At 53.8% G+C, this 24,916-nt stretch carries 26 protein-coding genes; 6 read left to right on the forward strand and 20 right to left on the reverse strand.

What is annotated here, in order from left to right; genetic code table 11:
- Positions 1-25 precede the first annotated feature (25 nt).
- The 5 genes from N0M98_RS16420 to zwf form a co-directional block, all read right to left on the reverse strand.
- Positions 26-793 (reverse strand): YheC/YheD family protein, encoded by a 768-nt coding sequence (locus N0M98_RS16420; RefSeq protein WP_259618574.1) that lies wholly within the window; start codon positions 791-793, stop codon positions 26-28.
- Positions 794-1,099: 306 nt separating this feature from the next.
- On the reverse strand, positions 1,100-1,618 hold the full coding sequence (locus N0M98_RS16425; protein ID WP_259618575.1) for a CcdC protein domain-containing protein: 519 nt from the start codon (positions 1,616-1,618) through the stop codon (positions 1,100-1,102).
- Between the two features lie 34 nt (positions 1,619-1,652).
- Complete coding sequence (locus N0M98_RS16430) at positions 1,653-3,230, reverse strand: peptide chain release factor 3 (RefSeq protein WP_375295496.1); 1,578 nt, start codon at positions 3,228-3,230, stop codon at positions 1,653-1,655.
- A 30-nt stretch (positions 3,231-3,260) separates the two neighbouring features.
- Positions 3,261-4,325: a metallophosphoesterase family protein gene (locus N0M98_RS16435; protein WP_249865607.1), complete on the reverse strand. Its 1,065-nt coding sequence runs from the start codon at positions 4,323-4,325 to the stop codon at positions 3,261-3,263.
- A 186-nt stretch (positions 4,326-4,511) separates the two neighbouring features.
- Positions 4,512-6,032 (reverse strand): glucose-6-phosphate dehydrogenase, encoded by a 1,521-nt coding sequence (gene zwf, locus N0M98_RS16440; protein ID WP_259618577.1) that lies wholly within the window; start codon positions 6,030-6,032, stop codon positions 4,512-4,514.
- A gap of 291 nt (positions 6,033-6,323) precedes the next feature.
- Here zwf and N0M98_RS16445 point away from each other — a divergent pair, with 291 nt between their 5' ends.
- Complete coding sequence (locus N0M98_RS16445) at positions 6,324-6,698, forward strand: hypothetical protein (RefSeq protein WP_259618578.1); 375 nt, start codon at positions 6,324-6,326, stop codon at positions 6,696-6,698.
- A 200-nt stretch (positions 6,699-6,898) separates the two neighbouring features.
- Here N0M98_RS16445 and N0M98_RS16450 read toward each other — a convergent pair whose 3' ends face one another.
- Positions 6,899-7,342 (reverse strand): GNAT family N-acetyltransferase, encoded by a 444-nt coding sequence (locus N0M98_RS16450; RefSeq protein ID WP_259618579.1) that lies wholly within the window; start codon positions 7,340-7,342, stop codon positions 6,899-6,901.
- Between the two features lie 296 nt (positions 7,343-7,638).
- On the opposite strand from N0M98_RS16450, the gene N0M98_RS16455 reads away from it, so the two are divergent.
- On the forward strand, positions 7,639-8,424 hold the full coding sequence (locus tag N0M98_RS16455) for a hypothetical protein (RefSeq protein WP_259618580.1): 786 nt from the start codon (positions 7,639-7,641) through the stop codon (positions 8,422-8,424).
- On the opposite strand, the gene N0M98_RS16460 is transcribed toward N0M98_RS16455, so the two are convergent.
- The 8 genes from N0M98_RS16460 to N0M98_RS16495 form a co-directional block, all read right to left on the reverse strand.
- Positions 8,408-8,707 carry a hypothetical protein gene (locus N0M98_RS16460; protein ID WP_259618581.1) on the reverse strand — a complete coding sequence of 100 codons (300 nt, stop codon included), beginning with the start codon at positions 8,705-8,707 and terminating at the stop codon, positions 8,408-8,410. The two genes, N0M98_RS16455 and N0M98_RS16460, sit on opposite strands and share 17 nt — an antisense overlap.
- Positions 8,708-9,734: 1,027 nt before the next feature.
- Positions 9,735-10,385 (reverse strand): response regulator, encoded by a 651-nt coding sequence (locus tag N0M98_RS16465; RefSeq protein WP_283942821.1) that lies wholly within the window; start codon positions 10,383-10,385, stop codon positions 9,735-9,737.
- Positions 10,363-11,457 carry a sensor histidine kinase gene (locus N0M98_RS16470; RefSeq protein ID WP_249865613.1) on the reverse strand — a complete coding sequence of 365 codons (1,095 nt, stop codon included), beginning with the start codon at positions 11,455-11,457 and terminating at the stop codon, positions 10,363-10,365. Before N0M98_RS16470 ends, N0M98_RS16465 begins: the two co-directional genes overlap by 23 nt.
- A gap of 69 nt (positions 11,458-11,526) precedes the next feature.
- The gene (gene liaF / locus N0M98_RS16475) at positions 11,527-12,192 is read right to left on the reverse strand and encodes a cell wall-active antibiotics response protein LiaF (protein ID WP_249865614.1); all 666 of its coding nucleotides are present in this window, start codon (positions 12,190-12,192) and stop codon (positions 11,527-11,529) included.
- A gap of 155 nt (positions 12,193-12,347) precedes the next feature.
- Positions 12,348-13,061, reverse strand: coding sequence for a PspA/IM30 family protein (locus N0M98_RS16480; RefSeq protein ID WP_249866293.1), 714 nt, complete (start codon positions 13,059-13,061; stop codon positions 12,348-12,350).
- A gap of 2 nt (positions 13,062-13,063) precedes the next feature.
- Positions 13,064-13,567 carry a PspC domain-containing protein gene (locus tag N0M98_RS16485; protein WP_249865615.1) on the reverse strand — a complete coding sequence of 168 codons (504 nt, stop codon included), beginning with the start codon at positions 13,565-13,567 and terminating at the stop codon, positions 13,064-13,066.
- The gene (locus tag N0M98_RS16490; protein WP_249865616.1) at positions 13,567-14,253 is read right to left on the reverse strand and encodes a PspA/IM30 family protein; all 687 of its coding nucleotides are present in this window, start codon (positions 14,251-14,253) and stop codon (positions 13,567-13,569) included. The genes N0M98_RS16485 and N0M98_RS16490 overlap by 1 nt, the downstream gene beginning before the upstream one ends.
- Before the next feature lie 67 nt (positions 14,254-14,320).
- Positions 14,321-14,623: a LiaF transmembrane domain-containing protein gene (locus N0M98_RS16495; protein ID WP_249865617.1), complete on the reverse strand. Its 303-nt coding sequence runs from the start codon at positions 14,621-14,623 to the stop codon at positions 14,321-14,323.
- Positions 14,624-14,913: 290 nt separating this feature from the next.
- Between N0M98_RS16495 and N0M98_RS16500 the strand changes: the two genes are divergently transcribed.
- A complete protein-coding gene (locus tag N0M98_RS16500; RefSeq protein ID WP_249865618.1) occupies positions 14,914-15,396 on the forward strand; it encodes a hypothetical protein in 483 nt (160 codons plus the stop codon).
- A 15-nt stretch (positions 15,397-15,411) separates the two neighbouring features.
- Here N0M98_RS16500 and N0M98_RS16505 read toward each other — a convergent pair whose 3' ends face one another.
- Complete coding sequence (locus tag N0M98_RS16505; protein WP_249865619.1) at positions 15,412-16,605, reverse strand: GNAT family N-acetyltransferase; 1,194 nt, start codon at positions 16,603-16,605, stop codon at positions 15,412-15,414.
- Entirely contained in the window at positions 16,602-17,882 is a 1,281-nt protein-coding gene (locus tag N0M98_RS16510; RefSeq protein WP_249865620.1) for an ATP-binding protein, read from the reverse strand. The genes N0M98_RS16505 and N0M98_RS16510 overlap by 4 nt, the downstream gene beginning before the upstream one ends.
- 593 nt (positions 17,883-18,475) lie before the next feature.
- Here N0M98_RS16510 and N0M98_RS16515 point away from each other — a divergent pair.
- Both N0M98_RS16515 and N0M98_RS16520 read left to right on the forward strand, forming a co-directional pair.
- Positions 18,476-19,678, forward strand: a complete 1,203-nt coding sequence (locus N0M98_RS16515) for a C40 family peptidase (protein WP_249865621.1) — start codon at positions 18,476-18,478, stop codon at positions 19,676-19,678.
- A 137-nt stretch (positions 19,679-19,815) separates the two neighbouring features.
- Positions 19,816-19,908 carry a YjcZ family sporulation protein gene (locus tag N0M98_RS16520; protein ID WP_249865622.1) on the forward strand — a complete coding sequence of 31 codons (93 nt, stop codon included), beginning with the start codon at positions 19,816-19,818 and terminating at the stop codon, positions 19,906-19,908.
- Between the two features lie 62 nt (positions 19,909-19,970).
- Here N0M98_RS16520 and N0M98_RS16525 read toward each other — a convergent pair whose 3' ends face one another.
- Genes N0M98_RS16525 through N0M98_RS16535 form a run of 3 tightly spaced genes read right to left on the reverse strand, consistent with a single transcriptional unit; the run spans position 19,971 to position 22,595 of the window.
- Complete coding sequence (locus N0M98_RS16525; RefSeq protein WP_259618582.1) at positions 19,971-21,224, reverse strand: molybdopterin molybdotransferase MoeA; 1,254 nt, start codon at positions 21,222-21,224, stop codon at positions 19,971-19,973.
- Positions 21,225-21,282: 58 nt separating this feature from the next.
- Complete coding sequence (mobA, locus tag N0M98_RS16530; RefSeq protein WP_249865624.1) at positions 21,283-21,909, reverse strand: molybdenum cofactor guanylyltransferase; 627 nt, start codon at positions 21,907-21,909, stop codon at positions 21,283-21,285.
- Between the two features lie 26 nt (positions 21,910-21,935).
- Entirely contained in the window at positions 21,936-22,595 is a 660-nt protein-coding gene (locus N0M98_RS16535) for an MOSC domain-containing protein (RefSeq protein ID WP_259618583.1), read from the reverse strand.
- Positions 22,596-22,709: 114 nt separating this feature from the next.
- On the opposite strand from N0M98_RS16535, the gene N0M98_RS16540 reads away from it, so the two are divergent.
- Positions 22,710-23,858 carry a GerAB/ArcD/ProY family transporter gene (locus N0M98_RS16540; RefSeq protein WP_249865625.1) on the forward strand — a complete coding sequence of 383 codons (1,149 nt, stop codon included), beginning with the start codon at positions 22,710-22,712 and terminating at the stop codon, positions 23,856-23,858.
- A gap of 208 nt (positions 23,859-24,066) precedes the next feature.
- Here N0M98_RS16540 and N0M98_RS16545 read toward each other — a convergent pair whose 3' ends face one another.
- Positions 24,067-24,873, reverse strand: a complete 807-nt coding sequence (locus tag N0M98_RS16545) for a pyruvate, water dikinase regulatory protein (RefSeq protein ID WP_249866295.1) — start codon at positions 24,871-24,873, stop codon at positions 24,067-24,069.
- Positions 24,874-24,916 lie beyond the last annotated feature (43 nt).

A 24,916-nucleotide genomic window follows, 5' to 3' on the forward strand; every position in this document is an offset into this window, starting at 1 on the left:
ATTATCTCTGGGCATAGCAGCCGGCTTACACTCTTCCATAGGCTTTGGCATAGCGGTACACCTTCCTGTACATGCTCTTATTTTTCAATTTGTTGAACACATACGGGTCCGGGCGCGTATTGACTTCCAGCAGCCACGGATTCATATTTTTATCCAGCGCCACGTCGAGCCCGATCTCTTTAATACCGCGGTATTTGGAATGAAGCTGCTTGGCCGTAAGCGTCCCCAGCCTCTTCAAATAAGCTATCAGTTCTTGCTGTTTGTCTTTAGGCAAATAAGCGCTCAGGACCGCTTCCACCGCTGTCGGTGTGCCGCCGTTGTGGATATTGGTCACTACTTTTTTCGGATCGCCTACCTTGCCGATCATCGCGGTCGTCTCCCACTTCTTGCTGGGAGACTGCTGAACCATCACCCGGATATCAAAGCGGCGCTTCCGGTACCGGGCCAAATGAATGCCCATTTGAACGAGGTACAGACGGTTTTTCGTCTTTTCTTTAATGGAATCGTACATCTCGTCATAGGTCGCAAACCGTTTGATTTCGAGGCCGCTCTGGTACCGGTATACCAATTGCGACCGGTCGGCCTCCATCTCGACACGCATAACCCCATGGCCGTAGGTTCCTACGTCCGGCTTGATATACACCATTTGGAACTGGCTAAGCATCTGTTTTAACGAAGCTCGCGTCATTTTCTCCGTATCGGGAATAAAGCGGCGGATTCGGGCATTCGGAATCAGCGCGCATGTTTTTTTCCATTTGCTGAGAATGTGCCGCTTGGATTTGACTTTGCCCATGGGAACCACCTTTCTTTGCCTCATCACAATATTGTATGCATAGACGGCGGCGGCGGCCTTCGTCATCCGCCTAGAAAGACGGCGTCAACCTACTTTTTCTACGTAATTCGGTCGTCCGCATTCTGTTCCCCGTGCCATTTACGTCAGCCAGCAGCCCTCCCCTTCCCGGCCGCATGCCAAACACCCCCTATCCTAAAAATGCTGTAAAAACGACGGCTGCGCATGCGCAGGCACATCTTCTTTTTCACCGCAATTTTATATGAATGGGGGGTGTTCAAATCATGTACGGTTCGCCGTTTTCCAAGGTTAGACCGAGGCGGAACCGAGTTCTTTTTCCTTGCGCAGCAAAAACGTAAAAAAACGAATGTAGTAAGAAACCAGCACGAAAAATATGCCTACGGTCAGAGGGTCTCTGCCGTACATTTCCATGGGATTTCCCATCGGAGGGGCGGCCATAGGCGCCTGAGCGTTCATCTGCATAACCCTGTAGGCGATACGTCCGACCAGAAGAACAAGCACCGCGATATTGACCCATAGATGCGTGCGATAATACAAACCGTCGGCCCGCTGCTCGAACTCCGTATGCTTGACGGCGTAGTAAGCAAGCACAAGACCGCAGATCAAGCCGGCAGCAGCGGCAATCAGATTGACCGGATGCAGGAAGCCCGCATACAGGAGCACGCACCCGATAATCGCGAACAACACGGTTCGGAACAAGAGGCGGGAGCGGACCAGTTTTTGCAAGCCGATCGTTCTTTTCGTCCGGCGGTATATCATCAGCCCTACGAGCAGGGCTATTCCGAGAGTCGGTCCAATATGCTGCATTCCTTCACACTCCCGTCGTCATTGGTTTATTCATTTAAGGAGCATTCTCTAAAAATTGCGCAGTCGGATTCTTCTCCATCGCCGACCGCATCGCATATTCGCTTTCGAACAGAACGACATAATGGTCGTTCTTGTCTTTAACCAGCTGCGAATTGATCCGGAACTTGCCAGGATCGACCTGCTCGTCTATGATCCAGCGGGCAAACTGATAGTTCATTCTTTGCAGTATCACATCGACCCCGTATTCCGCCTTCATGCGGTATTCGAACACTTCGAATTGAAGCTGGCCGACGACGCCGAGAATCATATCGTCGAAGCCGATCGTCCGGAACACCTGAATCGTGCCCTCTTCGGTCAACTGATCGACGCCTTTTTGAAACTGCTTATGCTTCAGCGCATTTTTGACCGTCACCTTGCAGAACAGCTCCGGAGAGAAGGTCGGCAGCTCATTGAATTCGATGTTGCCCATTTGACTGAGCGTATCTCCCAGCCGGAAGATGCCGGGGTCGAACAAACCGATAATGTCGCCGGGATACGCTTCCTCGACGATATCGCGGTCCTGGGCGAGAAACTGCTGCGGCTGGGACAGCTTAATATCTTTGCCGGCGCGAACGTGCTTAACGGACATACCGCGCTCGAATTTGCCCGAGCATATGCGCAGGAAAGCGATTCTGTCCCGATGCGCCGGGTTCATGTTGGCCTGAATTTTGAAAATATAGCCGGAAAATTTATCGCTCAGCGGGTCGATTTCCCCTGCGCTGCTGCCGCGCGGCGACGGTGTCGGAGCCAGCTTGAGGAAATTTTCCAGGAACGTCTGCACGCCGAAGTTATTGATCGCGCTGCCAAAGAAGACCGGCGTCAGCTCGCCGCTCGCCACCTTGTCAAAGTCGAACTCGTCTCCGGCCACGTCGAGCAGCTCCAGATCCTGCACCAACTGATCGTAGAAGAAATCGCCGGCGATTTCCTTCACGATCGGATCCTCGTAACCGCTCACCTTGCGCACTTGGATTTCTTTATGGTCGTCGCCCTGAAACAGCTCCACCTGCGTCATCTTGCGATCGTACACGCCGCGGAACTGCTTGCCCGAGCCGATCGGCCAATTCATCGGATACGAACGGATGCCGAGCACCTGCTCCAGCTCTTCGAGCAAGTCGAACGGATTTTGCCCTTCGCGGTCCAGCTTGTTGATAAACGTAAAAATCGGAATGCCGCGCATCCGGCACACCTGGAACAGCTTCTTCGTCTGGGCCTCGACGCCTTTGGCGGAGTCGATCAGCATCACGGCGCTGTCGGCAGCCGTCAGCGTACGATACGTATCCTCGGAGAAGTCTTGGTGACCCGGCGTATCGAGAATGTTGACGCGGTGTCCTTCGTAATCGAATTGCATAACGCTCGACGTAACCGAGATCCCTCTTTGCTTCTCGATTTCCATCCAGTCGGAGGTCGCGTGCTTGCTCGCTTTACGTCCTTTGACCGTCCCCGCCAGCCGAATCGCTCCGCCGAAGAGAAGCAGCTTCTCGGTCAGCGTCGTTTTCCCCGCGTCAGGGTGGGAAATAATGGCGAAGGTGCGGCGTTTCTGCACCTCTTCATTCATTTTTTGCTTCGTATCCATACTCATCAGATTCGTAATTCCTTCCCTATATTAAGTTAGCTTCAAGCTCCAGTCCGCTTCCTTCAGCCACGTGCGGTTGCTGAATTCTCTGCCGCGTACGGTCACTCTGTCTTTATATACCTGCACATACAATCCTTGCGATTTTTCTTTGGATGCATTCTGATAGCTGCGGTTCAATACCCGTCCTACAGAGGAGTTATGGAAGTAATGGAACGTTTCTTTTACATAATGCTCCGATCCGTTCTGAAAATCCTGATGACGATGCCCGCAAAAAACAAACACATTGGGGTACGGTTTCAAGATTTCTCTGAACTTCTTCGCGGGAATAAGCTGGTGGGTTCCACCGTCCGAGCCGATCGGCGGCAGCGGTTGATGCGTCATAACGAAAATAGGCTTTCCGTCCTTATGTTCGGCCAGCTTGTTCTTGAACCAATCAAGCTGTTCGTCGGAATACCAAGCGCCTTCTCCAACTTCAGGCTTCTCTTGGACATAGCACTCCTGCGACAGCAATATGAGCGGGAAGCCGTTAATAGTAGCCGCATTATATATTTTATCCACATTAAAAAATTTCTGAAACCTTTCGCGGGCCTGCCAATCGGTTTTTCCGTTCGGCATCGTGTCTTTATTGAAAGCGCCTTTCTTATCGACCCATATATCGTAATAATCATGATTGCCCATGTTCGCATAGAGCGGAGGAAGCTTATAGGCGGATAACAGCTTATGCAGCTCCTTGTACCCGTCGTCTCCTCCGAAATCGGTCATATCGCCCGTTATAATTAAGGAATCGATCGGCGACTCGAAATGCTTGATGTCCTCCAGCGCTTCTTTCATGTGCTTAATCGTATTTTGATCGTATACCGAAATATGGAGATCGCTTAAGATCATAAAGGAAAATAACGGCTCCTTCTCGTCCTCCGGCGCAGGCTTCGGAGCAGGCGGCTCCTGCCTAGCCAGCGACAGATCCGGATCTCCGCTTGCATTCGCGGTCTGCTGTTCGCCTGCAGACTTCTGAAGCAGCTTGAACAAACCGGTAAGCGCGGCGCCAATAAGGATCAACAAACCAAGCATCCAGCGAATAAAAGCCCGACGCGACATGATTTACGATAACCCCCCAAATAATATGAATCCGTCTCTCTCGTATCGATTGCCTTACGATTGGTTTCTCTATTATAGCGTTTTATTCGGCTGTCTGCACATATTTTCGGATGGCAAAAAGAAAGGGCCCGTACCCGGTAACAAGTACGGCCCGCTGGATATCGATCCCACTAATTTATCGCTTCTTTACCGCTTCGTAAACTCCCAGGCCACTTCGCCTTCGTCTTGACCGTTCACAGGCCACCATTTGAATCCGTCTTCCGATAAAAGCTGCTGCGCCTGATCCGGTCCCCATGTGCCGGCTTGGTACAAGTTCAGGTTATCCGTGCGCTCGCCCCATGCGGCGGCGATTTTGTCCACATACTTCCATGCCAGCGCCACTTCATCCCATCGGGTGAAGTAGGTCGAATCGCCGCGGGCCGCATCGTGCAGAAGCCGCTCGTAAGCTTCCGGCGTGTTCAACCCGACCTGGCAGCTTTGGCAAAAATCCATCGCCACAGGTACGATCGCACCTTCGGAACCGGGCTGCTTGCCGTTCATCTTGAAATAGATGCCTTCCATCGGATTCACCCGGAATACGAGCAAATTCGGTTCCAGCTTATGCTTCTTGGACAAATAGACGTTGTTCGGCACGTTCTTGAATTCCACCACGACTTCCGTGGTTTTAACCGGGAGACGTTTGCCCGTGCGGATGTAGAACGGCACGCCGGCCCAACGGAAATTGTCTACGAATACGCGCGCCGCGAAATACGTCTCCGTCGTCGATTCCGGATTGACCGAATCTTCTTCGCGGTAGCCTACAACGGGTTTACCCTTCAGATTGCCGGCGGCATACTGCCCGCGCACCGTATTGGCTCTAGCTTCGGCAGCGCTTTGGAATCCCCTCAAGGAACGGAATACTTTGACCTTCTCGTCGCGAATGTCTTCGGGAGACAGACGGCTCGGCGGCTCCATCGCCATCATAGCCAGCATCTGCAGCATATGGTTCTGCCCCATATCGCGGAGCGCGCCGGAATGATCGTAATATCCTCCTCGTTCCTCGACGCCGACGGTTTCGCTCAGCGTAATCTGGATGTTCGCAATGTACTTGTTGTTCCATAACGGCTCGAAGAACGCGTTCGCGAACCGGACGACGTTAATGTTCTGTACCATTTCCTTGCCGAGATAATGGTCGATCCGGTAAATATCCTTCTCTTCGAAAACTTGGCGGATTTCGGCGTTCAGCTTCTCTGCGGACGGCAGGTCGTAGCCGAACGGCTTCTCGATGACCAGACGGGCCCAGCCCGGCGTCTCCAGCAAGCCTCCGGCCTGCAGATGATGCGACACGCTGCCGAACAGTTCCGGAGCCAATGCCAAATAGAACAGCCGGTTTCCTCCGACATCGAACTTATCGTCCAGACGGTCGGCGACGGTTTTCAGCTCGCGAAAAGCTTCCGTATTGTTAATATCAAGGGGCATATATTCAAAATGCTCTGCAAAGGATGCCCACTGCTCGTCCTTCGTCACATTGTAGCGCGCAAATTCTTTGATGGATTCGAGCACATCCTCCCGGAATTGCTCGCTTGATTTGGGGCGGCGCGCCAAGCCGATGACGGCGAAGCGGTCACCCAGCTTACGTTCGCGGTAAAGGCTGTAAATCGCAGGATACAGCTTGCGGCGGGCGAGATCGCCCGTAGCTCCGAAAAGGAAAAATACAGTATTGGTCATATTGGCATCATTCTTTCATATGTATTTTTTCACGCTTTTCTTTATTTGTGTCCGAACCCTTTTAGCATAACGAAAACAGCCGCAGGTTTCAATAATTTCCCGTTTATTTAGTATAGAAAATGTCGATTGGACTGATCGAAAACGGAACGAAGCTTGCTAAATCCGTAAAAGCTTCCCCGCTTCTCCGCCGCTTTATACAACAAAATAGGCTCATATCACTGGGCATTCGACCAATCGCCCCGGCGCTGTGCGCATAGACTGGAGTGTAGAAATTATGACGGAGGTGCAACAATGAGGCGTATTCATCCGATAGACGAACCAACCTGCCGGGAGCATTACGGCAAACCGGTTCTCATTGTTCTAAGAGACGGCAGTGAACTGGTAGCCATATTGAGCAGGCACGAGACCGACAAGCTGATCCTGAACAGCAGAATTAATTACGCGGAAAATGCGGTAGCGGCCGAGGACCTTCAGGCCACGAAAGCTTCTCTGAAATCCAAGAAGGCCAAAGTAAGGGGCAAATCTGCCGCCAAAGTAAAAGCAGTGGCGGGACCAGGATTCGGACCGGGATTTGGACCGGGATTTGGACCAGGATTTGGACCGGGATTCGGAGGAGAGTTCGCAATTGATCTCTCGCTGATTGCTCTCTTGTTCCTGCTCATCTAAAGCTTTCCGCTCGCTGCTCCATCCCCTATCGACTCTCCGGACCAAACATTCGGGAAACCGGGGCAGGGGTCTTCGAGGGACCGCTGCGAATACCGCCGCGGCGGCTCCCTTCTCTTCCCGTATCATTCCGTCCCGGACCGGATCATATGCAAAAAAAGAGCCTCCGACCGACGCGACTGACGGCCCTTGGCTCTTTGCAACTATTCAAGCTGTTTGGACATTAAATAACAGCGAATCGTTTCGTTATATTGAATGGGTATATAATGCCGTGAAGTATAAAAGCTTTGCGCCTTGGCGTTGACATCGTCGACCCAGAGCCTCACCTCGCTTCGCCCCGCCAGCAGAGCCTGTCGCTCCGCGTGCTCCAGCAATCTCGAACCTATCCCTTTGCCTTGGGCGCGGGGACTCACGGCAAGCATGTCGACGTACATGGCCTCGCGCTGCTTTCTAAGCGCAATAAATCCGTTGGCCGCCCGGCCGCCCGATGCGGAAACGAACGTGCTGCAATCCTTCAACCGTTCCCGAATCGCTCGAAGATCGATACGAATATCGGGCTGGGTCTTTCTTGCAAAAGGGACCAGGAGCCGATCCACCAACTCCAAAATGATTCTATCGTCCTGACGCGGAATCCGTTTGCGAATCAACTGGCGTCGCCTCCTTGGATAAAGACTCTGCTTTATCGTATGAAGCGATCGCGCGCTCTGCTATTATTTTAAATATTTTTTACCGACAAAGGCTAAGAACAGCACGCTGACGATAATGACAGCCGCAATAACGGCCGTTTGTACCCATTCCATGATGCATGCCCCTTTTAGGAAAGTTAATTAACTATCATACAGGACAAGCACTTCGGACGTCAAGATCCAATTTACGGAAAAGGCTTCCGGCTGTATACTGAAAGCACAGGCTTATTTAACGAAGAAAGGCGAGGTGACGCAGCATGATCATGAGTATCGCTCAAGTGACCCGTACATACCGGACCAACGCGTTATGGCAGCATCATGACGATTACGGACGAAGGCAGGCCGGAGCCGTCCGTTCCGTCATCCGTCCCCGGCCTGCGGACACTCCCGCCGCCGACCGCGCAACCGCCTTCGAGCCGCAAGCTTACGCTGCGGCCCGGCATTTGGCGGAAGTGATCTTCGCCGCCCGGCAAGCTAAGGATCTGGCCGATGCCCGCTCCGCCGCAACGGAAGCCGATTCGGATGAGACCGCTCATTCATCCGGCACCCAAGCCGCCCCTCTCCAAGAGCGGGAGGAGGGGCTTGCAGCCGCGCATGGCGCAGAACGGCTGAAGGAGAGCTGCAAGCAATTGCAAGCTGCGGTTACCGCCGCTTCGCCATGGCTGGACGCCGGCGCCGCGTCGGAGGCGCTCAGCGGCCTTTCGCTGCGGCGCAGAACGGCTCAGCCGGATGATGATTCCGGAGCGCTGCAGCCTCCAAGCGGCAGCTTTGGAGCCGGCAATGCGGATACCTCCGCCTCCGCTTCGGTCGCAGCAGCTGCCCCCCTCACCGCCGCTTGCTGCGCCGATGCAGAGGGACTCGCAGCCGCCTTATCGGCAGCCGCAGGGCAGCTGCTTTCGCGGCCGCCTGGACGGCTTCTGGACCCGAATGCGCCGACGCTGCGTTCCTTCGCGCATTATGGATTTAATCGTTGGGACGGGGGGAAGCCGCAGGCTTATCTGCCCGTTCCGCTTGCGGGTCTGCTGCTTAACCGTTATTTATAACGCTTGCAGCCAGCAGCCTCTTCCTGCATTCGAGCGCCTGCAGCATCGCTATGCGCTTGATACGCTCCATGCGCAAGGAATGGGTAAGCCCGCGCCATTCCTTGCATAGGAACAGTGCGGCGAGCGTCTGCTCGGCGGCCTCCAGCGCTTGCCGCTCATCCCTCAGCATATAGAACGTCACCTGATAGCAATACTCTTCGTACGTTCGAAGAAGCGCCGCTTTTTCGTTTGCGTTCCGCGTGAGTCCGCCAGGCCGCGTAGCGACGTGTGCATTTGCGTACATATTCCCTCCCCCTTGACGAACAACCTGTCAGCCCGTCGCTTCCACGTTTGTTCAAAGATGCTCGACTGCGTTTAACGGCAGTTTTATCGCCAACAGGAAATTTTCTTTACTACGCTAACGCTTTAATAAAAGATCATTTTTCCCATGTGATAAATTACTTTGTTCCGCATCGCTTCTACATTTACTTCTACATTATATAGACGAAACAACGTGCCGATTTCTTGCGCTATTTCTGAAATTTTTTCTTTAGTTGCCCCTTGACTGATGTTCACAGCAAGCAAAACACCCTTCGCGAACGATTGCCGGCAAGGGGGGCTCGGTTTTGGACCCTATTCGAGATCCGAGATCAGTGCAAGGTGTACAGGCGAAAAGCCACCCATAATTACGAACGGCTTGCGTACGTCCTTCAGCGCCTGGCAAATCGGCTCAACGACGCGCAGATCGGCCCCCGCTTGAACCTGTTGCCGGTCACTCCCGACCGGGATTGCCAGCAGAATGATACGGCGGCAGCTTCATTACAGAACGGGGCCGCAGGTTATTTTGTCAATTTCCCTGGAAATAATCGCTTTTTGTTGACCGTTTCCCGACAAAGATCTGGCTTTGAAGCGCAGGAGCGCGCTCTGGCGTCAAATTCCTTAATCTATCGCCGTCAGTGGACGCCAATATAGACCGACTTCTTGACGGGAACCTCAATCGCCCGCAGGCTGCGCATCATTCACACCAATTCGAAGACGATTTTGTGTCGATTCGGCCCTGCCGCCTTCTGCGATAAGCGGCAGCCTTGTCGAAGATATTCATGTTTCTCCCGAAGCCTTCGACAAATCCAACCCTTGAGGATCGACTCCTGGGTTGTTCGACAAGCGGCTCCCTTTCTAGTTGTCGACAAAGAAAACGCTTCCATGAAGAGAAGCTGCCGTTATATTGAAAAAGACTCATCCGCGATGAGTCCGTTCGTTCGTTAGTTCATTGAAGATGCAGCGGCGGCTCCCGGCGCAATCGGTAAGGAAAGGGCGTTGGAAACCGGCGCTTATTCAACCAGACCGTTCTTGAAGGCGTAGATGGCCGCCTGCGTGCGATCCTCTACCCCCAGCTTGGCCAATATGTTCGTAACGTGAAATTTGACCGTCTTCACCCCGATGAACAGCTCGTCGGCCACATCCTGATTCGACTTGCCTGAAGCAATCAGCCTGAGCACCTCCATCTCGCGCTCGGTTAGCTCCTCGTGCGCAGGAGCCGCCGGCTTCGGTTGGCGGAAGCGGTTCATAATCTTCGAGGCGACCTGCGATTCGAGAATCGACTGCCCTTTCACGGCGGCGCGTATCGCCTGCGCGATTTCCGCCGCGCGCGACGTTTTCAGCAGGTAGCTGAACGCGCCGGCTTCAATGACCGGGTACATTTTCTCATCATCCAAAAAGCTCGTCAGCACGATGACCTTGCATTCGGGATACAGCTGCAGCAGCTTGCGCGTCGTTTCGATCCCGTCCATGCCTTCCATTACGAGATCCATCAAGACGACATCAGGCCGGTATTCCTGCGCCAGCCGGATGCCTTCGGCCCCGTTGCTGGCCTCGCCTACCACCTCAATGTCCTCCTCCGTGCTCAGAACGGCAGCCAATCCGATTCTCACCATCTCATGATCGTCGACCAGCAGCACCTTAATCACTGTCTCGTTCTCCAAGCCAATCTCCTCCTTCCGCCATTATCGGCACGCGAATGTCGATCCGGGTCCCTTTGCCCGGCGCCGTAATCAGGTTCAATGAACCGCCGATCTCATTAACCCGCTCCCTCATCGTGACTATGCCGTAAGAAGCGTGCTTCTTCGCATCCATATCGAAGCCTACGCCGTTGTCGCGGATCAAGAGCCGGATGCCGTCGCTGGCCGGCTGCGTCAGCCGCACCTCCAGCTTCGTCGCCTTCGAATGCCGGAGCGCATTGGACATCGCCTCCTGCACGATGCGGAACAAATGATCCTCAATGCCTTTCGGCAGGCGGATGTTTTCGTCCAGCTCCCAGGCCATCTCCATAGGCACCTTGGCCATAAGCTCCTGCATCAGCTCAAGCAGCCCTTCGGCCAGCCGCTTGCCCTCCAGATGCACCGGCCGCAGATGCAGCAGCAGCGCGCGCATCTCCGACTGCGCCACCGAAGCCATCTCTTCGATCAGATGAATTTGCCGCTTCGCCTTCTCAAAGAGCGTCTTGTCGAAATCTTTGTCCAGCGTCCGGCCGACCGCCGTCGCCGTCATCGAGATCGCGAACAGCTGCTGGCTGACGGCGTCATGGAGCTCTCTGGCAAGCCGCTGCCGCTCCTCTACGATCGCCGAATATTTCGCCTTTTGCGCAAGCTGGGCGTTATTGTTCGACAGTCGCTGCAAAGAACTGACCTGATCTTCCCACTTCTTCGTAATCTGGTTCAATTGCTCGCCGAGCCGGCCGATTTCGTCTTCCCCGATCGGGGGCACCTTACGGCTAAGATTGCCTTTTTCCAATGAAATCATAACCTCGCGGAGCAGCTCCAGCCGCCGCTTCGTCTTGCTGCTGCTCCACAGTCCGTAGGTGCCGCCGATCACGGTGACGATGACGATCAGCGTCAGGCTGAGCTTGACCCCTTCCTGCCAAGTCGCAAATTCCTTGATAAATCCGTTGGAATTCAGGAAGTACACGATGACGCCAAACAAAAGAAGGCTGAGTACAATGGACTCGCCCATGCTTCGCCATATCATGTTGGTCAGTCTTTTATCGTGCCCTTCCATCGATTGCAATCCTCCCGTAATGTCGAGAAAACCTCTGCGGGGATTCTCAGATTATGCCAACGCGCTTCATTACACCACTTTGATATCAATGTCGGCTACAACATAGGTGATCAGCAGCTCGACCCGCGTATCCGCCGTTTCATAGTTGGCCGATTGCCAAACGGTTTTATTGAACACTCCCGCTTCTTTATTGGGACCGATATCGGATTGTCCGAACAGCACCCAAGCCGTGACCGAAAGCCCCATATCCTCCGGCACGATAATGTCTACATCGGCGATAACGCCCTGCAGCACGATCGTCGTTTCCGGCTGTTCGGGAATCGCGTACGTCAAGTCGATCTGCAGCTCGCCGAGCACGTTCCAGATCGAGCTGCTGCGCAGCACCCATGGTTCTCTGCCCCAGCGAATGCTATCGATCAGCGACTGCTTGCGGACATATTTGTCGTCCCGCTGCAATTGTCTGGAGCGTATATAGAAATATCCTAAAGAAATCAGCACGACAGACAGCAGGAGAGAGAGATTCCCTCCGATCAGAATGACCAGCCCGATTCCGATAAAAATATAGCCTTTGCGTATCGAAGCCGAACGGATTTTATTAATGCCGAAAAGAATAAACAGAAGGGCCATCACGGTGAAAAAACCGAAGTGGTTGTTGAAGAGCAGATAAATGCCCACTCCAATCAAGATTAGAGCCACGTTCCGGTTATTGTTTCGATGTCTCCAGTTTCTCTTCATCCGTGCTGCCTCCCTTCTTATGCCGATTCTCGGGTCGCTTTGCCATAGGAGCTAAAAGCCATAGCGGCGGCCTTGCCTGCCCTATGGCTTTTTGCCTTTCCTAGCATATCATAATTTACTATGGCCTCAAAGCGGATTTTATCCGGCGGCCCTGCTTATTGGGACTGTTCGGCGCTCAGCTTTTCTTTCAGAAGCTGCAGCTGATCGTCCACCTTTTGCTGCTTGGCCGGGTCCGCCGACGCATAACCGGCTGCACCCTGCCCGCCGAATGCCGATCCGGCATAAGAGGTGCCTACATAAGGCTTGCGGGCTATTTCCGCCTCGACCTCCAGCGATAAAATTTTGTCTTCCATCCGGCGGAAGCCTTTGACGGCATTGCCGCCTTCGATGACGTTGCTTGAGGTCACTTCGGCCATTTGCTTTTTAGCCTTGGCCAGCTGAGCGCGAGAGATCAATTCGCTGCGTTTGTTGCGCATTTGATAAAAAGCATCCTTCATCTCATGCAGCTGCTGTACCAGCTCTTCCGCCTGCGCTTTCGACTGGGCGTGCATCTCCGCATATTCGACCGCTTTGCCTTCGTAGTACAGCTTTTGCTCCAGCGCCTGACGGGCTGTCGCTTCTTGGCCGCTTTTCAGCGCTTCCTTCGCTTGCTCTTCGCGCTGCGACGTCAGGCGAACCGCTTCATCCCAGCGCTCTTTCACTTTGCGCTCGTTGGCGATTTGACGGGCTACCGTCACCTCGGCCTGGGCGATCTCCTCTTCCATATCGCGAAGATATTGATTCAGCATAATGATCGGGTCTTCCACTTTATCCAGCAGCTCATGCATCGAAGCCTTCGTCATATCTTTAATTCTAGAAAATACTCCCATCATTAAACATCTCCTTTGGATTGTTGTTGTTTTTCGTAATTGGCCACCTTAGCCCGCAGTTCTTCGATTTCTTTCCACATAGCCTTCTTCTCGATGTCTTTCATCATATCGTCCAGATTTGAACCGGCCTGCTGCCCTTGCGCTTGTCCGCCTTGATAGCCGCTGCCGGCTTGATCGTAATGGCCTTCCTGTCCATGATGTCTTCCGCGGTCTCTGCCGTGATGTCTGCGCGATCCGTCGAAACGTCCGCCCCACTCAGCCTCGCCGCCGTTCCAGCGGCCCGCGCCTCCGTAGCCTCTCGGCCCGTAAGTGCCATCCGGATACGGCTCCGTCGGAATAACCAACGTCGCCAGGAAGTACAGTGGAATCACCACTCCGGCCGAGAAAAAGGTAGTCACGACAACAATCAAACGCAGTATATTGGAATCGATCCCTAACGTATCGGATAACCCGCCGCAGAGGCCGGCTACTTTACGGTCGGTGCGTGAACGGTAGATTCTGGTCATTATCGCATCCAGCCCTCCTGCTGCAATTTAGATTTTAGTTTGGCCATTTCACTCTCCAGCGCTTGCGATGCGGCATTGCCTACCGACAGCAGCGCGTCGCGGGTTTGGCCGCGCACCTCGCGCAGCGTGCGCGCAGTCATCTCCATGTCGGATACGCGTTCTTCCAGCCGGTCGAACATCCGCGGCGGCGTGGAACCGTGGCCGCCGCCCATGCCGCGCAGCCGCTCGTTCATGCGCTGCTGCAAGCGTACGCTCTCAAGCCTTGCGATGTAGTAGCTGCGCTTGGCGGCCACTTCCTCGAAGTCCGCCTTCAGCTGCTGCAGCTGCTCCTCCAGCTCGACGATGCCGAGCTTGCTTTGCTCGTACAGCGCCTTGTACTGCACACTGCGTTCCTCCTGCTGCAGCTTCTCCTGCAGCGCGATGCGGGCCACTTCCTCCTCGCCCGCCTTCAGGGCGATCAGCGCTTGCTGCTCGCGGCGTTCTTTCAGCTGCGCCGCACTCATATATTCCTGCCGCAGCGATGCGGCGTGGGATAAGCATTGCTGCAGCAGCTTCTCCGATTCGCGGATTTGCTCGGCTTGCGAGCTCAAATATTTATCGATCAGGCGAACCGGATCTTCCGATTGCTCCAGCATGTCGTTAAACGTTGCAACGGTAATGTCTCTGAATCGTTTGCCCAAGCTCATGCTCTAACCACCTTTTACATGTATTTCGTTACATTCTGTGCGGGCATTGACAACCCGGTCATTCAACTTAATAAGCGCCGCCCGATTTATTTTTCAGCAAAGTGACGCCGTAGCAGATAAATCCGATGGCAACGGCAATTGCGATCAATCCGGACAATTTGCCAAGAAGCAACAACCCTCCGAATACGAGCAAGATCCAACCGATTACGGAGCGTCCGTTTTTGATACCCAACCAACCTAATCCGGCAATGGCCACCGGAAACACGTAACTCATAACATGTCCGGTATGAAAGCCAAACTTGTTCAGTAAGATGAGGGCTCCGAAGAAGATCAAGAGAAGCGCCAGTCCGCTGTGTCGATTCAGTCTCATTTATGTATTCACCGCCTTTCGTTGTGATGTCGTTCGTTCATGTCTTTATTTTAGGTGGTTTAGCGTTTTTCCAAAACGGACCTGCGGCGGTTTTTAAACCTAGACCAAAGTCGAGTAGGCGGATAGACCTTAGTCAAATGCTGCGCCGTACAAAGCCTCAAGGCCGGCATACCGCCATCCGCCGGGGATGAAAAGCGCCCGGTTGGACCATACTACGGCTAGACCCGCGGGTGATAGGCGTCCTTCTAGCTCCGCGAATCAATCGTTGAAAGAATAGGAGAATACATACCGTGAAACGCCTGACTATCCGTATTTTGCGCCGGCTCCGTCGGGGCTTGGCCTTATGTTTATGCTTCGCGGCATTAACGATGGGCTTCCCGCTCGCTCCGAACGCCGCAAGCGCCGCTTCGCAAGCTCCGATTCAAGTATTTGACGTCCAGAAGGAACAGGTCGTAGCGACCCTGCCCAACTCTCCCGCCTTCAGAGAACAGGCGGACCATTGGCTCAGAGCGGTTCGGCGGCTCTCCGAGCGGTCGCGCATCGAGGCCGAAACGGGCATCGTCGTCCATATTCCGCTCGATCCCCCGCTGCCGGTCAGCCACAAATGGCTTTCCTTTCAAGCCGCGGAGATCTACTTATTCGTCGACCCGCAGGAAAAAGAAAGCCCTCACCTGCTCGTATTCAGCAGTGAGGGCAAGCCGTACGTATTCGATTGTCCGGAAAAACCAGATCTGTTCCTGCAGCAGCACGGGCTGCAGGTTTATATGAAGTAGCCCTGCGCCGCGCTTTTAGAAAAAATCCGGCAAATACGTCGACCGCACCGGGATAAGCCGCTCCAGCAGGAAGGCGGCTTCTTCGTCTCCATCGAGCCGTCCTATTTCGCGCAAATAGGACGGCCGTTGGTAGCCTGTCAGCATCGCGGCAAGCGTGCCGATACCGCAACTGGCGGCCGGCAGACCGGCCGCCGATTCCCCTGCGGGAAGCTTGACGGCTTCCGCCTGCCCGTCCGCGGAAACTTGCAGCAGAAATTCGCCGTCGTTCCATCCGGCCTGCGCATCGCTTATCTGCAGCCGCATACGGGCGCCGTCTCCGCCTATAGGAGCGAACGGGTACTGCTTCACGAACTGCTTCACATCCACGATCCTCGCCATGAAATATGGCTGGATCTCCTGCTTGACGCGCGGGTTGTCCAGTTGGAATGTCAATCTGTCGTCGGCGGGCGCGCTCCAAGTCACTTTATCGATCATCGAGTCGTGATCGGCAATAAATTTCCACAGTCCCTTCCACGCTTCCTGATGAAGATAGACAAGCTCGTGAATTCTGCAATGCCGCTCTCTGACCATGTAGTGCACATACCCCGAAGGCTCGCCTTCGCTGTCATAGTAGACGGCGAAGACGCCTTTTTTATTCGCCACAATCCGGTTCTTCCACCACGATGCGTCGCGGTCGAGCGTGCCGTTATAGCGCCTGGCATATGCCGTATAGAGCGGAGCGATCAGAGCTTCGTCCCAAGCCGTCCGCTCCACGCGTCCGGGCTGCGGCGGCAGTTTGGGCAGCAGCTCCGTCGGAATTTCGTACTTCTTCGTTTCCGTGTACGTCTCCCAGCCGTATTTGCGGTAGAACGCAAATTGAAACGGGTGCAGAAACGAAACGGCCTGGCCTTCCTCGCGCATCACCTTCAGCGCATTGCCCAGCAGCGACGCTACCATACCGCCGCGGCGGTATTCGGGCCATGTCGCAACGGAAGCGACGCCTCCCATAGCCATACGACGCCCTAGAATCCACGTATGCAGCCCGTGAATCGTCATGCGGGCCGCCAGCTTTCCGCCGACGAATGCCCCCCAGCACTCCCGCTCCTTCAGCAGCGCCATCCTGTTCTCCCGCTCCTCGGGCGGAATTTCGTATTGAAAGGCAAATTCAGACAAGGCCAAGCTGTCGGCAAATTGTTCCCGCGGAATATTGCGGATTTCGTATGTTTTCATTGTAGTTCCTCCCTGCTTAGTTCCGTCGCTAGCGGCAGCCGGATCGTGACGGTCGTTCCTTCGAGCTTTTTGCTGTCGAAGCGGATCGTCCCGCCTGCCGCCTCAATTATTTTATAACATATCATGATGCCGATCCCGGTCCCTTTCGTTTTGGTGGAATAGAATAACGAGCCTAGCCGCCCGAGCTCCTCCTCCGTCATCCCGATCCCTTTGTCCAAAATCCGAATGACGGCATGTCCTTCCTCCCGGTACAGCTCCACGTCCAGCATCCCTCCGTCAGGCATAGCTTCGATCCCGTTTTTTAACAGGTTGACAATTAACTGCCCGAACTTTTTGCGGTCATAAATAATCGACAGCGAAGTTTGCCAATACGTCTGGATTTCTACCTGATTCATATGAGCATAAGGAGTGACCGTATGTACCGCATGCGATAGCTGACCTGACAAATCAATCCGCTCCCAGGCCGTTTCCTGCGGCTTGGCGAACGACAGATAATCGCTCAGAATCGACTCGGCTCGATCCAGCTCCTCAATAATCATCGGAGCGTATTCGTTAAATCGTTTCAGCGCAAAGCTATGCCCGTTCATAAGCTGCATGAACCCGCGCACGACCGTCATCGGATTGCGGATTTCGTGAGCGACGGAAGCGGCCAGCTCCCCCAGCATGTCCATCTTCTCCCGCTGCCTGATTTCCGCCCGCATCTGCGCATTTTCCTTCATTTTCTCGATGAAATAAATGCTGATATATGCTGAACCCGCGTGCAATAAACCGAACATAATAACGTGACCGAATAATGGATAGCTCCATAAATAGGCGTCGTTTTGCCGTAACGCGGAAACCATGGCGATAGTGAGCACGCCGCTTCCACCGGCAAGAGCCGCCCCGGCGATCAGCCTTCCGCTCATCTTTAAGCGGGAATAATATCGAATAAAGAGCGAAATCAAGACGCAAGCAAGCAGCACGACGAGAATCATCGTCCATAAGCCGCCCATCCCTTGGACCATTCTGACCGTTATAGTAAACAGCGCCAGAACGACGCCGGCGTTAAGCCCGCCGTATAAGCTTCCGATCATCAGCAAAACTCCGCGCAGATCGAACGGATACTCGGGAAAATAACAGATCGGAAACGACATGCAAGCCGCTATTCCAACAGCTATAATTACCGTGAACACGATTTTATCGCGCTTCGAGTCGCGATTCATCCGCTCCAGCCACAACATTTGATACAAAAAAATGCATGCCCAAATAATCAGCACATTCAATAGCAAATGATTCAAACGTCAAGCACGCCTCCCTACGTAACAAAGATAAGTTCATGCAATCAATCACGCTCCGGAGAAACGCACCATTCCACCGAGTACCTAATACATATTAGCTTTAGAAGATAAGTAATCCTGCCTATCCCGCAAAAATCTGAAACATATTTTCCTCTATTATTTAACATTATGAAAGAAAACTTCATACAAGTTAATAGGCATTTTTCCTTATATATCCCATGAAATTCCAAAACTCAAAAATAAGAACGTATATTCTGCATTTCTCGCGGTTAATCCGCAAGTTTCGACCATGTCTTCAGACCTGATTTTTTGTTCGCCCGCCCTGCCTGTTTTGGATATAAGGCGGCTTTCCGTTAATCCATGGTTCGGAAACCAATAAAATAGACCGAAGCTTTTATTTCGCATCCGCCGTAAGACCTTTTTCATATGAACCTAAATACCCATCGCATCGACATCCGCCGCCGGGATATGCCATATTTTACAACTCAATTATTGAAAAAGGCTATGTTATGATCCCCTCAGGAGGCAGATTCTGAGAGTCAAGGAAAGGTCTGCTTCGATAAAATCTATCATCCGAACACGGAGGTCACCTCATGAACAAAAAGCTGCTCGCCCTGTTTCTTGGCACCGCCATCTCTTTAACCGTCATCCCGCTGCAAGCCTTGGCTTCTTCCGCCCCCGCACAGACGGCAGAGATCGTTCAAACCGTCAACTTCCGCGATCAGCCTTCGACATCCGGAAAGCGCATTCGTTATCTGCAGCCTGGGGAAACGCTCGAAGTGATGCAAACCGTGAACAGCAGCTGGCTTCAGGTCAAAGACTCCAAAGGCGTCACCGGCTATGTATCTTCCTCGTCGACATACGTCCGGTTGAAAACCGCAGCAGCCGCCGACAAGCCTAACGGGATTGTGCTCAGCAGCGTATCGTTTCGCACGGGGCCTTCCACCGATGCAGCCCGCATGCGGTATTTGCAAAAGGGAGAGCTTGTATTAGTTTTGGAGAAAGTGAACGATTATTGGTACAAAATAGAGGATAAAGACCAAAAAGTCGGTTATGTCAGCACCAATGCGCAGTACATCGATACCGCCTTCGGGGACAACGGAGATCAGCAGGAGCCGGTTCTGCCCTCGCCTCCTAATGCGACGATCGTAAGCTCCGTCTCCTTCCGAACCGAACCGAACGCCGATGCCAGCCGGATACGGTACTTGCAAAGCGGCGAAAAAGTTCTCATCATTAATAAAGTGAACGATTATTGGTACAACGTGCAGGATCAAAACGGGGTGACAGGCTACGTCAGCACCAGCTCCAAATACATATCCACGACGTACGTAGAACCCTACAAAAAATTGGATCACGCCGTGGCGGCTGACCGCGTCATTGCCGCGGGAATGAATTATTTGGGCACTCCATACGAGTTCGGCTCCAGCCGTTCGGACACCTCGACGTTTGACTGCTCCGATTTTGTCCGGCAAGCCTATTTGGACGGTATCGGCCAGCAGCTTCCGGGAGACTCGCGCAGCCAGGCGGATTACGTGAAATCGATCGGCAAAACGACAGCGGATTGGCATAAGCTGAACAAGGGGGATCTGATGTTCTTTATGTCGTACAAGGGCTACTCGGCGGCCGATTACGCAGGAATTGACAGAAGCAAGGAGACTGTTACTCATGTGGCGATTTATTTGGGGGACGGTAAAATACTGCACACCTACTCCCAGACTTCCGGCGGCGTCCGGATCGATTCTATCGCAGGAACGCAATGGGAAAACCGTTTTCTTCAAGGAGGCGCCACTTATTAATGCTTTCCCCCAGCCGAACGGATCGTTGTATTTCCCGTAAGGACAACAGTTTTTCTCCTAAAAAAGAGGCTTAAGTCCAATCAGCATTCATCTCCCTGACATATGATATAGTATGTCTTCTGAAAGGGGGATTTCAAATGAGCGGTGTAGGCGGAGTTTTTACAAGCACAGGCGTGATCCTTGTATTGTTCATTTTGCTGGTTATTGTTTCTCGCGGCTTCTTATATTAATAGCTAATTTAATCCCCCCGCTAAAGCGTTCGCTGTTAGCGGGGGGTTCTTTCATACCGTGCTTATTTCGTTTCCTGCAGCAGCAGAACGCAGACAAGCTGTCCGGCAGCCGCGCCGCGCCCTCCGGCAGGGATCAGAATCAGGCATTCGGCATCTTTGATCGATACCATTATGCTCGATTTATCCGCACCGGCGGGCTTTGCCTGCAGCTTGCCGTCGTCTGTCGTCTCGAGTTTGCCTCTTACGTATCGCGGATAGGCCGAGCCTTTGGAATAATCGGCGACCAAGCTCGCCTTCGCCTCCTTAGGCAGCGGCGAGGGATGTCCCAGAAGCCCGCGCAAAAATGGCCTTGCGAACAGCTCGAAGCCGACGAAGCAGGCGCCGGGATTGCCCGAAAGCGCGAAAAGCAGCTTGCCCTGCCATACGCCCGCGGATGTAGGGCTTCCCGGCCGCATGGCTACCTTGTTAAACAGGAGGCGGCCTTCCCATCGTTCGAATACGCTCGCCATCACGTCCTTGTCACCCACGGACACGCCCCCGCTCGTTACGACGCAGTCGAACCGGTCCATGAGAGCGAGCAGCTCTTTCTCGACCAGCTCCGGTTCGTCGGGCAGCGCCGGCATAATCACCGGCTCCCCTCCAGCGGCTCTAACCTGAGCAGCCAGCATATAGCCGTTGCTGTTGCGGATTTTCCCCGGTTCCAGCGGCGAACCGACGGCTAGCAGCTCGGAGCCGGTCGAGCAGATAGCTACCCTTGGCTTGCAGTACACGGGAACGCGCGCGTAGCCGAACGCGGCCAATATAGCCGCCTCACCCGCTTCAATGATTCTGCCGGGCATGAGCAGAATGTCCCCGCAGGGCGTCTCTTGCCCGATTGCGGTAATATTGTCTCCATCCGCCATCCTCCGGCGGATGCACACCGCCCCTTCCCGCTCCGCCGGCGCGGTCATCTCCAGCATCACGACCGCATCGGCCCCTTCCGGCACGACGGCCCCCGTCATAATGCGGGCGGCTTGACCCGGACCGACGCGGCGGAGGGGAAGCGTCCCGGACGCGACGCACTCGACAACTTCAAGCACGGCAGGACGCTCGGGAGACGCCGCTGCGGTGTCGGCACAGCGAACCGCATAGCCGTCCACGCCCGACCGGCGAAAATGCGGCACCGGATGGTCCGCCGCCACCGGCGCTGCCAGCCTGCGCCCGAAGCTGTCCTCCAGATCGACCCATTCCGTGCGCTGTAAGCGTATGTGCTCCAATATGGCCCGCTGAGCCTCTTCAACCTGAATCGTTGTGCGCTGGAACCTGAATCTGGACATCGGTCTTATCCTCCTATTTGCGACATTCTGCGCAGCGCAGGGCTTCGCCTTGCTCTCGTTATGGAATTAGCTTCTCGTAGTCTGCGGGCTCATTGACGTTGACGGCAAAGTCGGCCGCAATCCCCCTCGCTGCGAAGAAATGCTCGTCCGCCGTCTTGCAGCTGATCCTGCTCAGCAGCTCCATTACTTTATACTGCCGCTCTGCCAGCAGAGCGTCCACAACGAAACGGCAGCGCGCGCGATACAGCGCATGCAGCGGCTGCAGCTTCCCGGCAAGCTGCGGTACGATCGCATCCGCAGCCTCCGCGCCGTCCGCAAGCAGCTCCGCCATCGCTCCGGCGGCGGCTGCGGAGACATAAGGCATATCGCAAGCGACGACCCACAGCAGCTTGCCGGATGCCTGCGCCATCGCCGCCTGCAGCCCGGCGAGCGGCCCGCAGCCCGGATGCAGATCGGGAATGATCCGCGTCGGCGGACCGTAGCCGGGCAGCAGCGGCTCCAATTGTGCGGGCTCGTTCGCCACAATCAAAATCTCGCTGCACAGCGCCCCGAGCTCTGCCAGCTGCCGCTCTACGAACAGTTGCCCGTTCAAGGGCAGCAGCGCCTTCATCTTCCCGCCCATCCGCCGGTTTCGCCCTCCGGCCAACAGGACGCCCGTAAGACCTTCGTATATGCCTGTCGTCATGCTTGCTTCCCCTTCTTTAGCTTGATCTAACCTTGCTTGTCCCGTTCATCCAACCGTTTTTGCAGCGAAGCGCGCCAGCTGTCCGAAAGCGCCTCTACGGAGAGCAGTGCATTTATGGCATCCCAATCGCGCTTATCACGATACTTCACCCGATTCGCTTCCGCAATGCTGATTCCCGCAGCATCGCGCTGCACCAGCTTAAAACTCTGTCCCTGCTGAACATATCCCGTTTCAAGCACCCGGAAATAATATCCCGAATAGCCGGTTTCCTGCACCTGCATCGGCAATGTAGGCTCATTATGTTTCTTACCCAATTTGAAACAGGGCTGCCGCGGCTGACTAATCTGTACAACGGTTTCTCCCAATTGGAATATATCCCCGATATGCACCTCCTGCTCCAGCATTCCCGATACCGTAAAATTTTCCCCGAAGGCGCCGTAAGGCAGCTCCAAATTCAGCCGCTCTCTCCAGTAGCCGTAACGGCCGGCGCTGTATACGCACACCGCCTTGTCCTCGCCTCCATGGTTGACCCTATCCGCTTGACCGTCTCCTTCCAGCTGCACAGCGGACAAATAGACGGCGTGTTCCGTCGGCTGCTTATATATTCCCGTCTCCACAGGCTTGCCGTTATAATCGATCACGATCGGCTTGCCGACATTAAGCGACAATAGTTGCATTGCGTTCATCTCATCCTTTCCTCCCGCCGGTAGACCAATATGATTGGACCCGCTCGCTGTTTAACGCTTTGCCGTCAAGGATACAATAAAATACAAGAACGAAGAATAGGAGATGTCTCCTAAATGATCGATAAAGGTAAAATCTCCGCCTTTCAATTGGCCGTCATGATGATTCCTACGGTAGTAGCTACGGCAATTCTCGTACTGCCTTCCGTCGCCGCCAAATATGCGGGCCGGGATTTATGGTGTTCTCCGATTTTGGCGTGCGTTACCGGGCTATTCATAGTGTATGTTTCGTATAAGCTGTTTCAATTTTATCCCGGGCAAAACCTGATTCAATACAGCGAACGCATTATTAGCCGAATCCCCGGTAAACTGCTTGGTTTGATCCTAATATTCTCTTATTTTATTAATGACGGCATTATCGTTAGAGAATACGGCGAATTTATAATGGGCGCTTTTTTAAATAAGACGCCGATGCAAGTGGTAACGTTCAGTATGGTATTTATCAGCGCGCTGGCTGTGCGAAGCGGCATCGAGGTTTTAGCCCGCTGCGCGCTCATTTTCGTTCCGATCGCCATGATCATTTTGTTTTTCATTTTTCTGCTGCTAATACCCGATTTCGATCCGCATAACATGTTCCCGATGTTTGAGTATGGACTCAAACCGTCCTTGCTTGGAGCCGTTCCGACATTGACCTGGTACAGCGAGTATATCGATCTTGTCATTCTGATTCCTTTCGTCGCCCGGCAAGACCGCGGCAAGATTATGAAATGGAGCAGCATTTCCGTACTGATCGTCATGATGTCGATGGTTATAACCAACATTGTCGCTCTTTTTTTATTGGGCAAGCTAACCGCCGACGAAAGCTACCCGGTCATGATGGGAGCGCGCTATGTCAGCCTGGCCGATTTTCTGGAACATCTGGAAGCTCTCGCCATGGCTTTCTGGGTGCTCGGCATGTTCATTAAAATATCCGTCGTCTATTATGTGCTTGTCATCATGATTGCCGATTGGCTGAAACTCGCAGACTACCGGCCTCTGGTGTTTACGGTCGGCTTCCTGATCGCGCTGAACAGCAAATGGGTCGCCCCCAATGCGGAACAGCTTAATGCGATGCTGTCGTCATCGCTGGTCTTTTTTTACATAACGTTGCAATTGATCGTTCCGTCCGTGCTGTATTTGGTTGCTTGCATACGCAACAGACGTGCTAAGCCTCAAGAACCCGGGGAACAGCGGACGCCGCGGGCTCGTGCGCCCGAACAGGGATAAGCTCTTACCACCATCGATATAGCCTTGATTGCCTTGTGTAACGACCGCAGCTTTAGGGCAACCGGTATATGCTCTTTGTCGATCAGCCGGATATTTTTATTAGTATTGTAGCATAAGCGCGCCCTATAAATCCCGCGTTTTACGCCACGACAAACAAGCATGCAAATCCGCCGGAACGGACCGCATGCCGTGTGTTTTTCCCGTAAGACTACTGTATATATCCCATAATAATGCCCGCTGTTTCCTCAATTGCCTTATCCGTCACGTTAATGATCGGACAACCGACCTGCTTCATCAGCTTCTGCGCATAATCCAGCTCCTCGACGATCCGCTCCATAGCCGCGTACTTGGCGCCGAACGGCAAACCGACCGCCCTTAACCGTTCGGTGCGGATTTTGAGCAGTTTGTCCGCATCCATAATAAGACCGACGATCCGGTTGCCCGGGAGCATAAACAGCTCTTTCGGAGGCTTGACCTCGGGCACAAGCGGCAGGTTCGCCACCTTCATTCCCTTATGCGCCAAAAAAATGCTGAGAGGCGTCTTCGAAGTCCGCGAAACCCCGATAAGCACGATATCCGCTTTTAACAGCGAGCTCGTGTCGCGTCCGTCGTCGCATTTTACGGCGAATTCGATCGCTTCCACCCTTTTGAAATAATCTTCATCCATCTCATGAAGCAATCCGGGCTTGCGCTTCGGCGAATCGTTGAAAGTATCGATAAACGCCTGCATCATCGGCCCCATAATATCGACCGCGCGTACGCCCAGGCGGATCGCTTCCTCTCTCATCATCTCCCGCAGCTCCGGCTGCACGAGCGTATAGGCTACGAATCCGCCCCGTTTCGCCGCTTCCTCCATAATCGCCCGGATCTCATCCTCATGCTTGATATGACCGATTCGTTTCGTTTTGACCTGCTGCGCATCGAACTGGCGCATCGTCGCTTTTACTACCGCCTCGGCCGTCTCCCCAACCGAATCCGAACAAATCGTTATTTGATATTGCTGCTCGTCTTTCATCATCCGGCTCTTCTCCTTTATTTGCTCATTAACCTTTTATCCC

It is taken from the genome of Paenibacillus doosanensis (assembly GCF_025060755.1).
In the GTDB taxonomy this organism is placed as follows: domain Bacteria; phylum Bacillota; class Bacilli; order Paenibacillales; family NBRC-103111; genus Paenibacillus_S; species Paenibacillus_S doosanensis.

What these genes read in the sequence shown, in the direction of transcription:
- N0M98_RS16420 (WP_259618574.1), bottom strand. Translation starts at nt 793, where the DNA reads ATGGGCAAAGTCAAATCCAAGCGGCACATTCTCAGCAAATGGAAAAAA.
- N0M98_RS16425 (WP_259618575.1), bottom strand. Translation starts at nt 1,618, where the DNA reads ATGCAGCATATTGGACCGACTCTCGGAATAGCCCTGCTCGTAGGGCTG.
- N0M98_RS16430 (WP_375295496.1), bottom strand. Translation starts at nt 3,230, where the DNA reads ATGGATACGAAGCAAAAAATGAATGAAGAGGTGCAGAAACGCCGCACC.
- N0M98_RS16435 (WP_249865607.1), bottom strand. Translation starts at nt 4,325, where the DNA reads ATGTCGCGTCGGGCTTTTATTCGCTGGATGCTTGGTTTGTTGATCCTT.
- zwf (WP_259618577.1), bottom strand. Translation starts at nt 6,032, where the DNA reads ATGACCAATACTGTATTTTTCCTTTTCGGAGCTACGGGCGATCTCGCC.
- N0M98_RS16445 (WP_259618578.1), top strand. Translation starts at nt 6,324, where the DNA reads ATGAGGCGTATTCATCCGATAGACGAACCAACCTGCCGGGAGCATTAC.
- N0M98_RS16455 (WP_259618580.1), top strand. Translation starts at nt 7,639, where the DNA reads ATGATCATGAGTATCGCTCAAGTGACCCGTACATACCGGACCAACGCG.
- N0M98_RS16460 (WP_259618581.1), bottom strand. Translation starts at nt 8,707, where the DNA reads ATGTACGCAAATGCACACGTCGCTACGCGGCCTGGCGGACTCACGCGG.
- N0M98_RS16470 (WP_249865613.1), bottom strand. Translation starts at nt 11,457, where the DNA reads ATGGAAGGGCACGATAAAAGACTGACCAACATGATATGGCGAAGCATG.
- liaF (WP_249865614.1), bottom strand. Translation starts at nt 12,192, where the DNA reads ATGAAGAGAAACTGGAGACATCGAAACAATAACCGGAACGTGGCTCTA.
- N0M98_RS16480 (WP_249866293.1), bottom strand. Translation starts at nt 13,061, where the DNA reads ATGGGAGTATTTTCTAGAATTAAAGATATGACGAAGGCTTCGATGCAT.
- N0M98_RS16485 (WP_249865615.1), bottom strand. Translation starts at nt 13,567, where the DNA reads ATGACCAGAATCTACCGTTCACGCACCGACCGTAAAGTAGCCGGCCTC.
- N0M98_RS16490 (WP_249865616.1), bottom strand. Translation starts at nt 14,253, where the DNA reads ATGAGCTTGGGCAAACGATTCAGAGACATTACCGTTGCAACGTTTAAC.
- N0M98_RS16495 (WP_249865617.1), bottom strand. Translation starts at nt 14,623, where the DNA reads ATGAGACTGAATCGACACAGCGGACTGGCGCTTCTCTTGATCTTCTTC.
- N0M98_RS16505 (WP_249865619.1), bottom strand. Translation starts at nt 16,605, where the DNA reads ATGAAAACATACGAAATCCGCAATATTCCGCGGGAACAATTTGCCGAC.
- N0M98_RS16515 (WP_249865621.1), top strand. Translation starts at nt 18,476, where the DNA reads ATGAACAAAAAGCTGCTCGCCCTGTTTCTTGGCACCGCCATCTCTTTA.
- N0M98_RS16520 (WP_249865622.1), top strand. Translation starts at nt 19,816, where the DNA reads ATGAGCGGTGTAGGCGGAGTTTTTACAAGCACAGGCGTGATCCTTGTA.
- N0M98_RS16525 (WP_259618582.1), bottom strand. Translation starts at nt 21,224, where the DNA reads ATGTCCAGATTCAGGTTCCAGCGCACAACGATTCAGGTTGAAGAGGCT.
- mobA (WP_249865624.1), bottom strand. Translation starts at nt 21,909, where the DNA reads ATGACGACAGGCATATACGAAGGTCTTACGGGCGTCCTGTTGGCCGGA.
- N0M98_RS16535 (WP_259618583.1), bottom strand. Translation starts at nt 22,595, where the DNA reads ATGAACGCAATGCAACTATTGTCGCTTAATGTCGGCAAGCCGATCGTG.
- N0M98_RS16540 (WP_249865625.1), top strand. Translation starts at nt 22,710, where the DNA reads ATGATCGATAAAGGTAAAATCTCCGCCTTTCAATTGGCCGTCATGATG.
- N0M98_RS16545 (WP_249866295.1), bottom strand. Translation starts at nt 24,873, where the DNA reads ATGAAAGACGAGCAGCAATATCAAATAACGATTTGTTCGGATTCGGTT.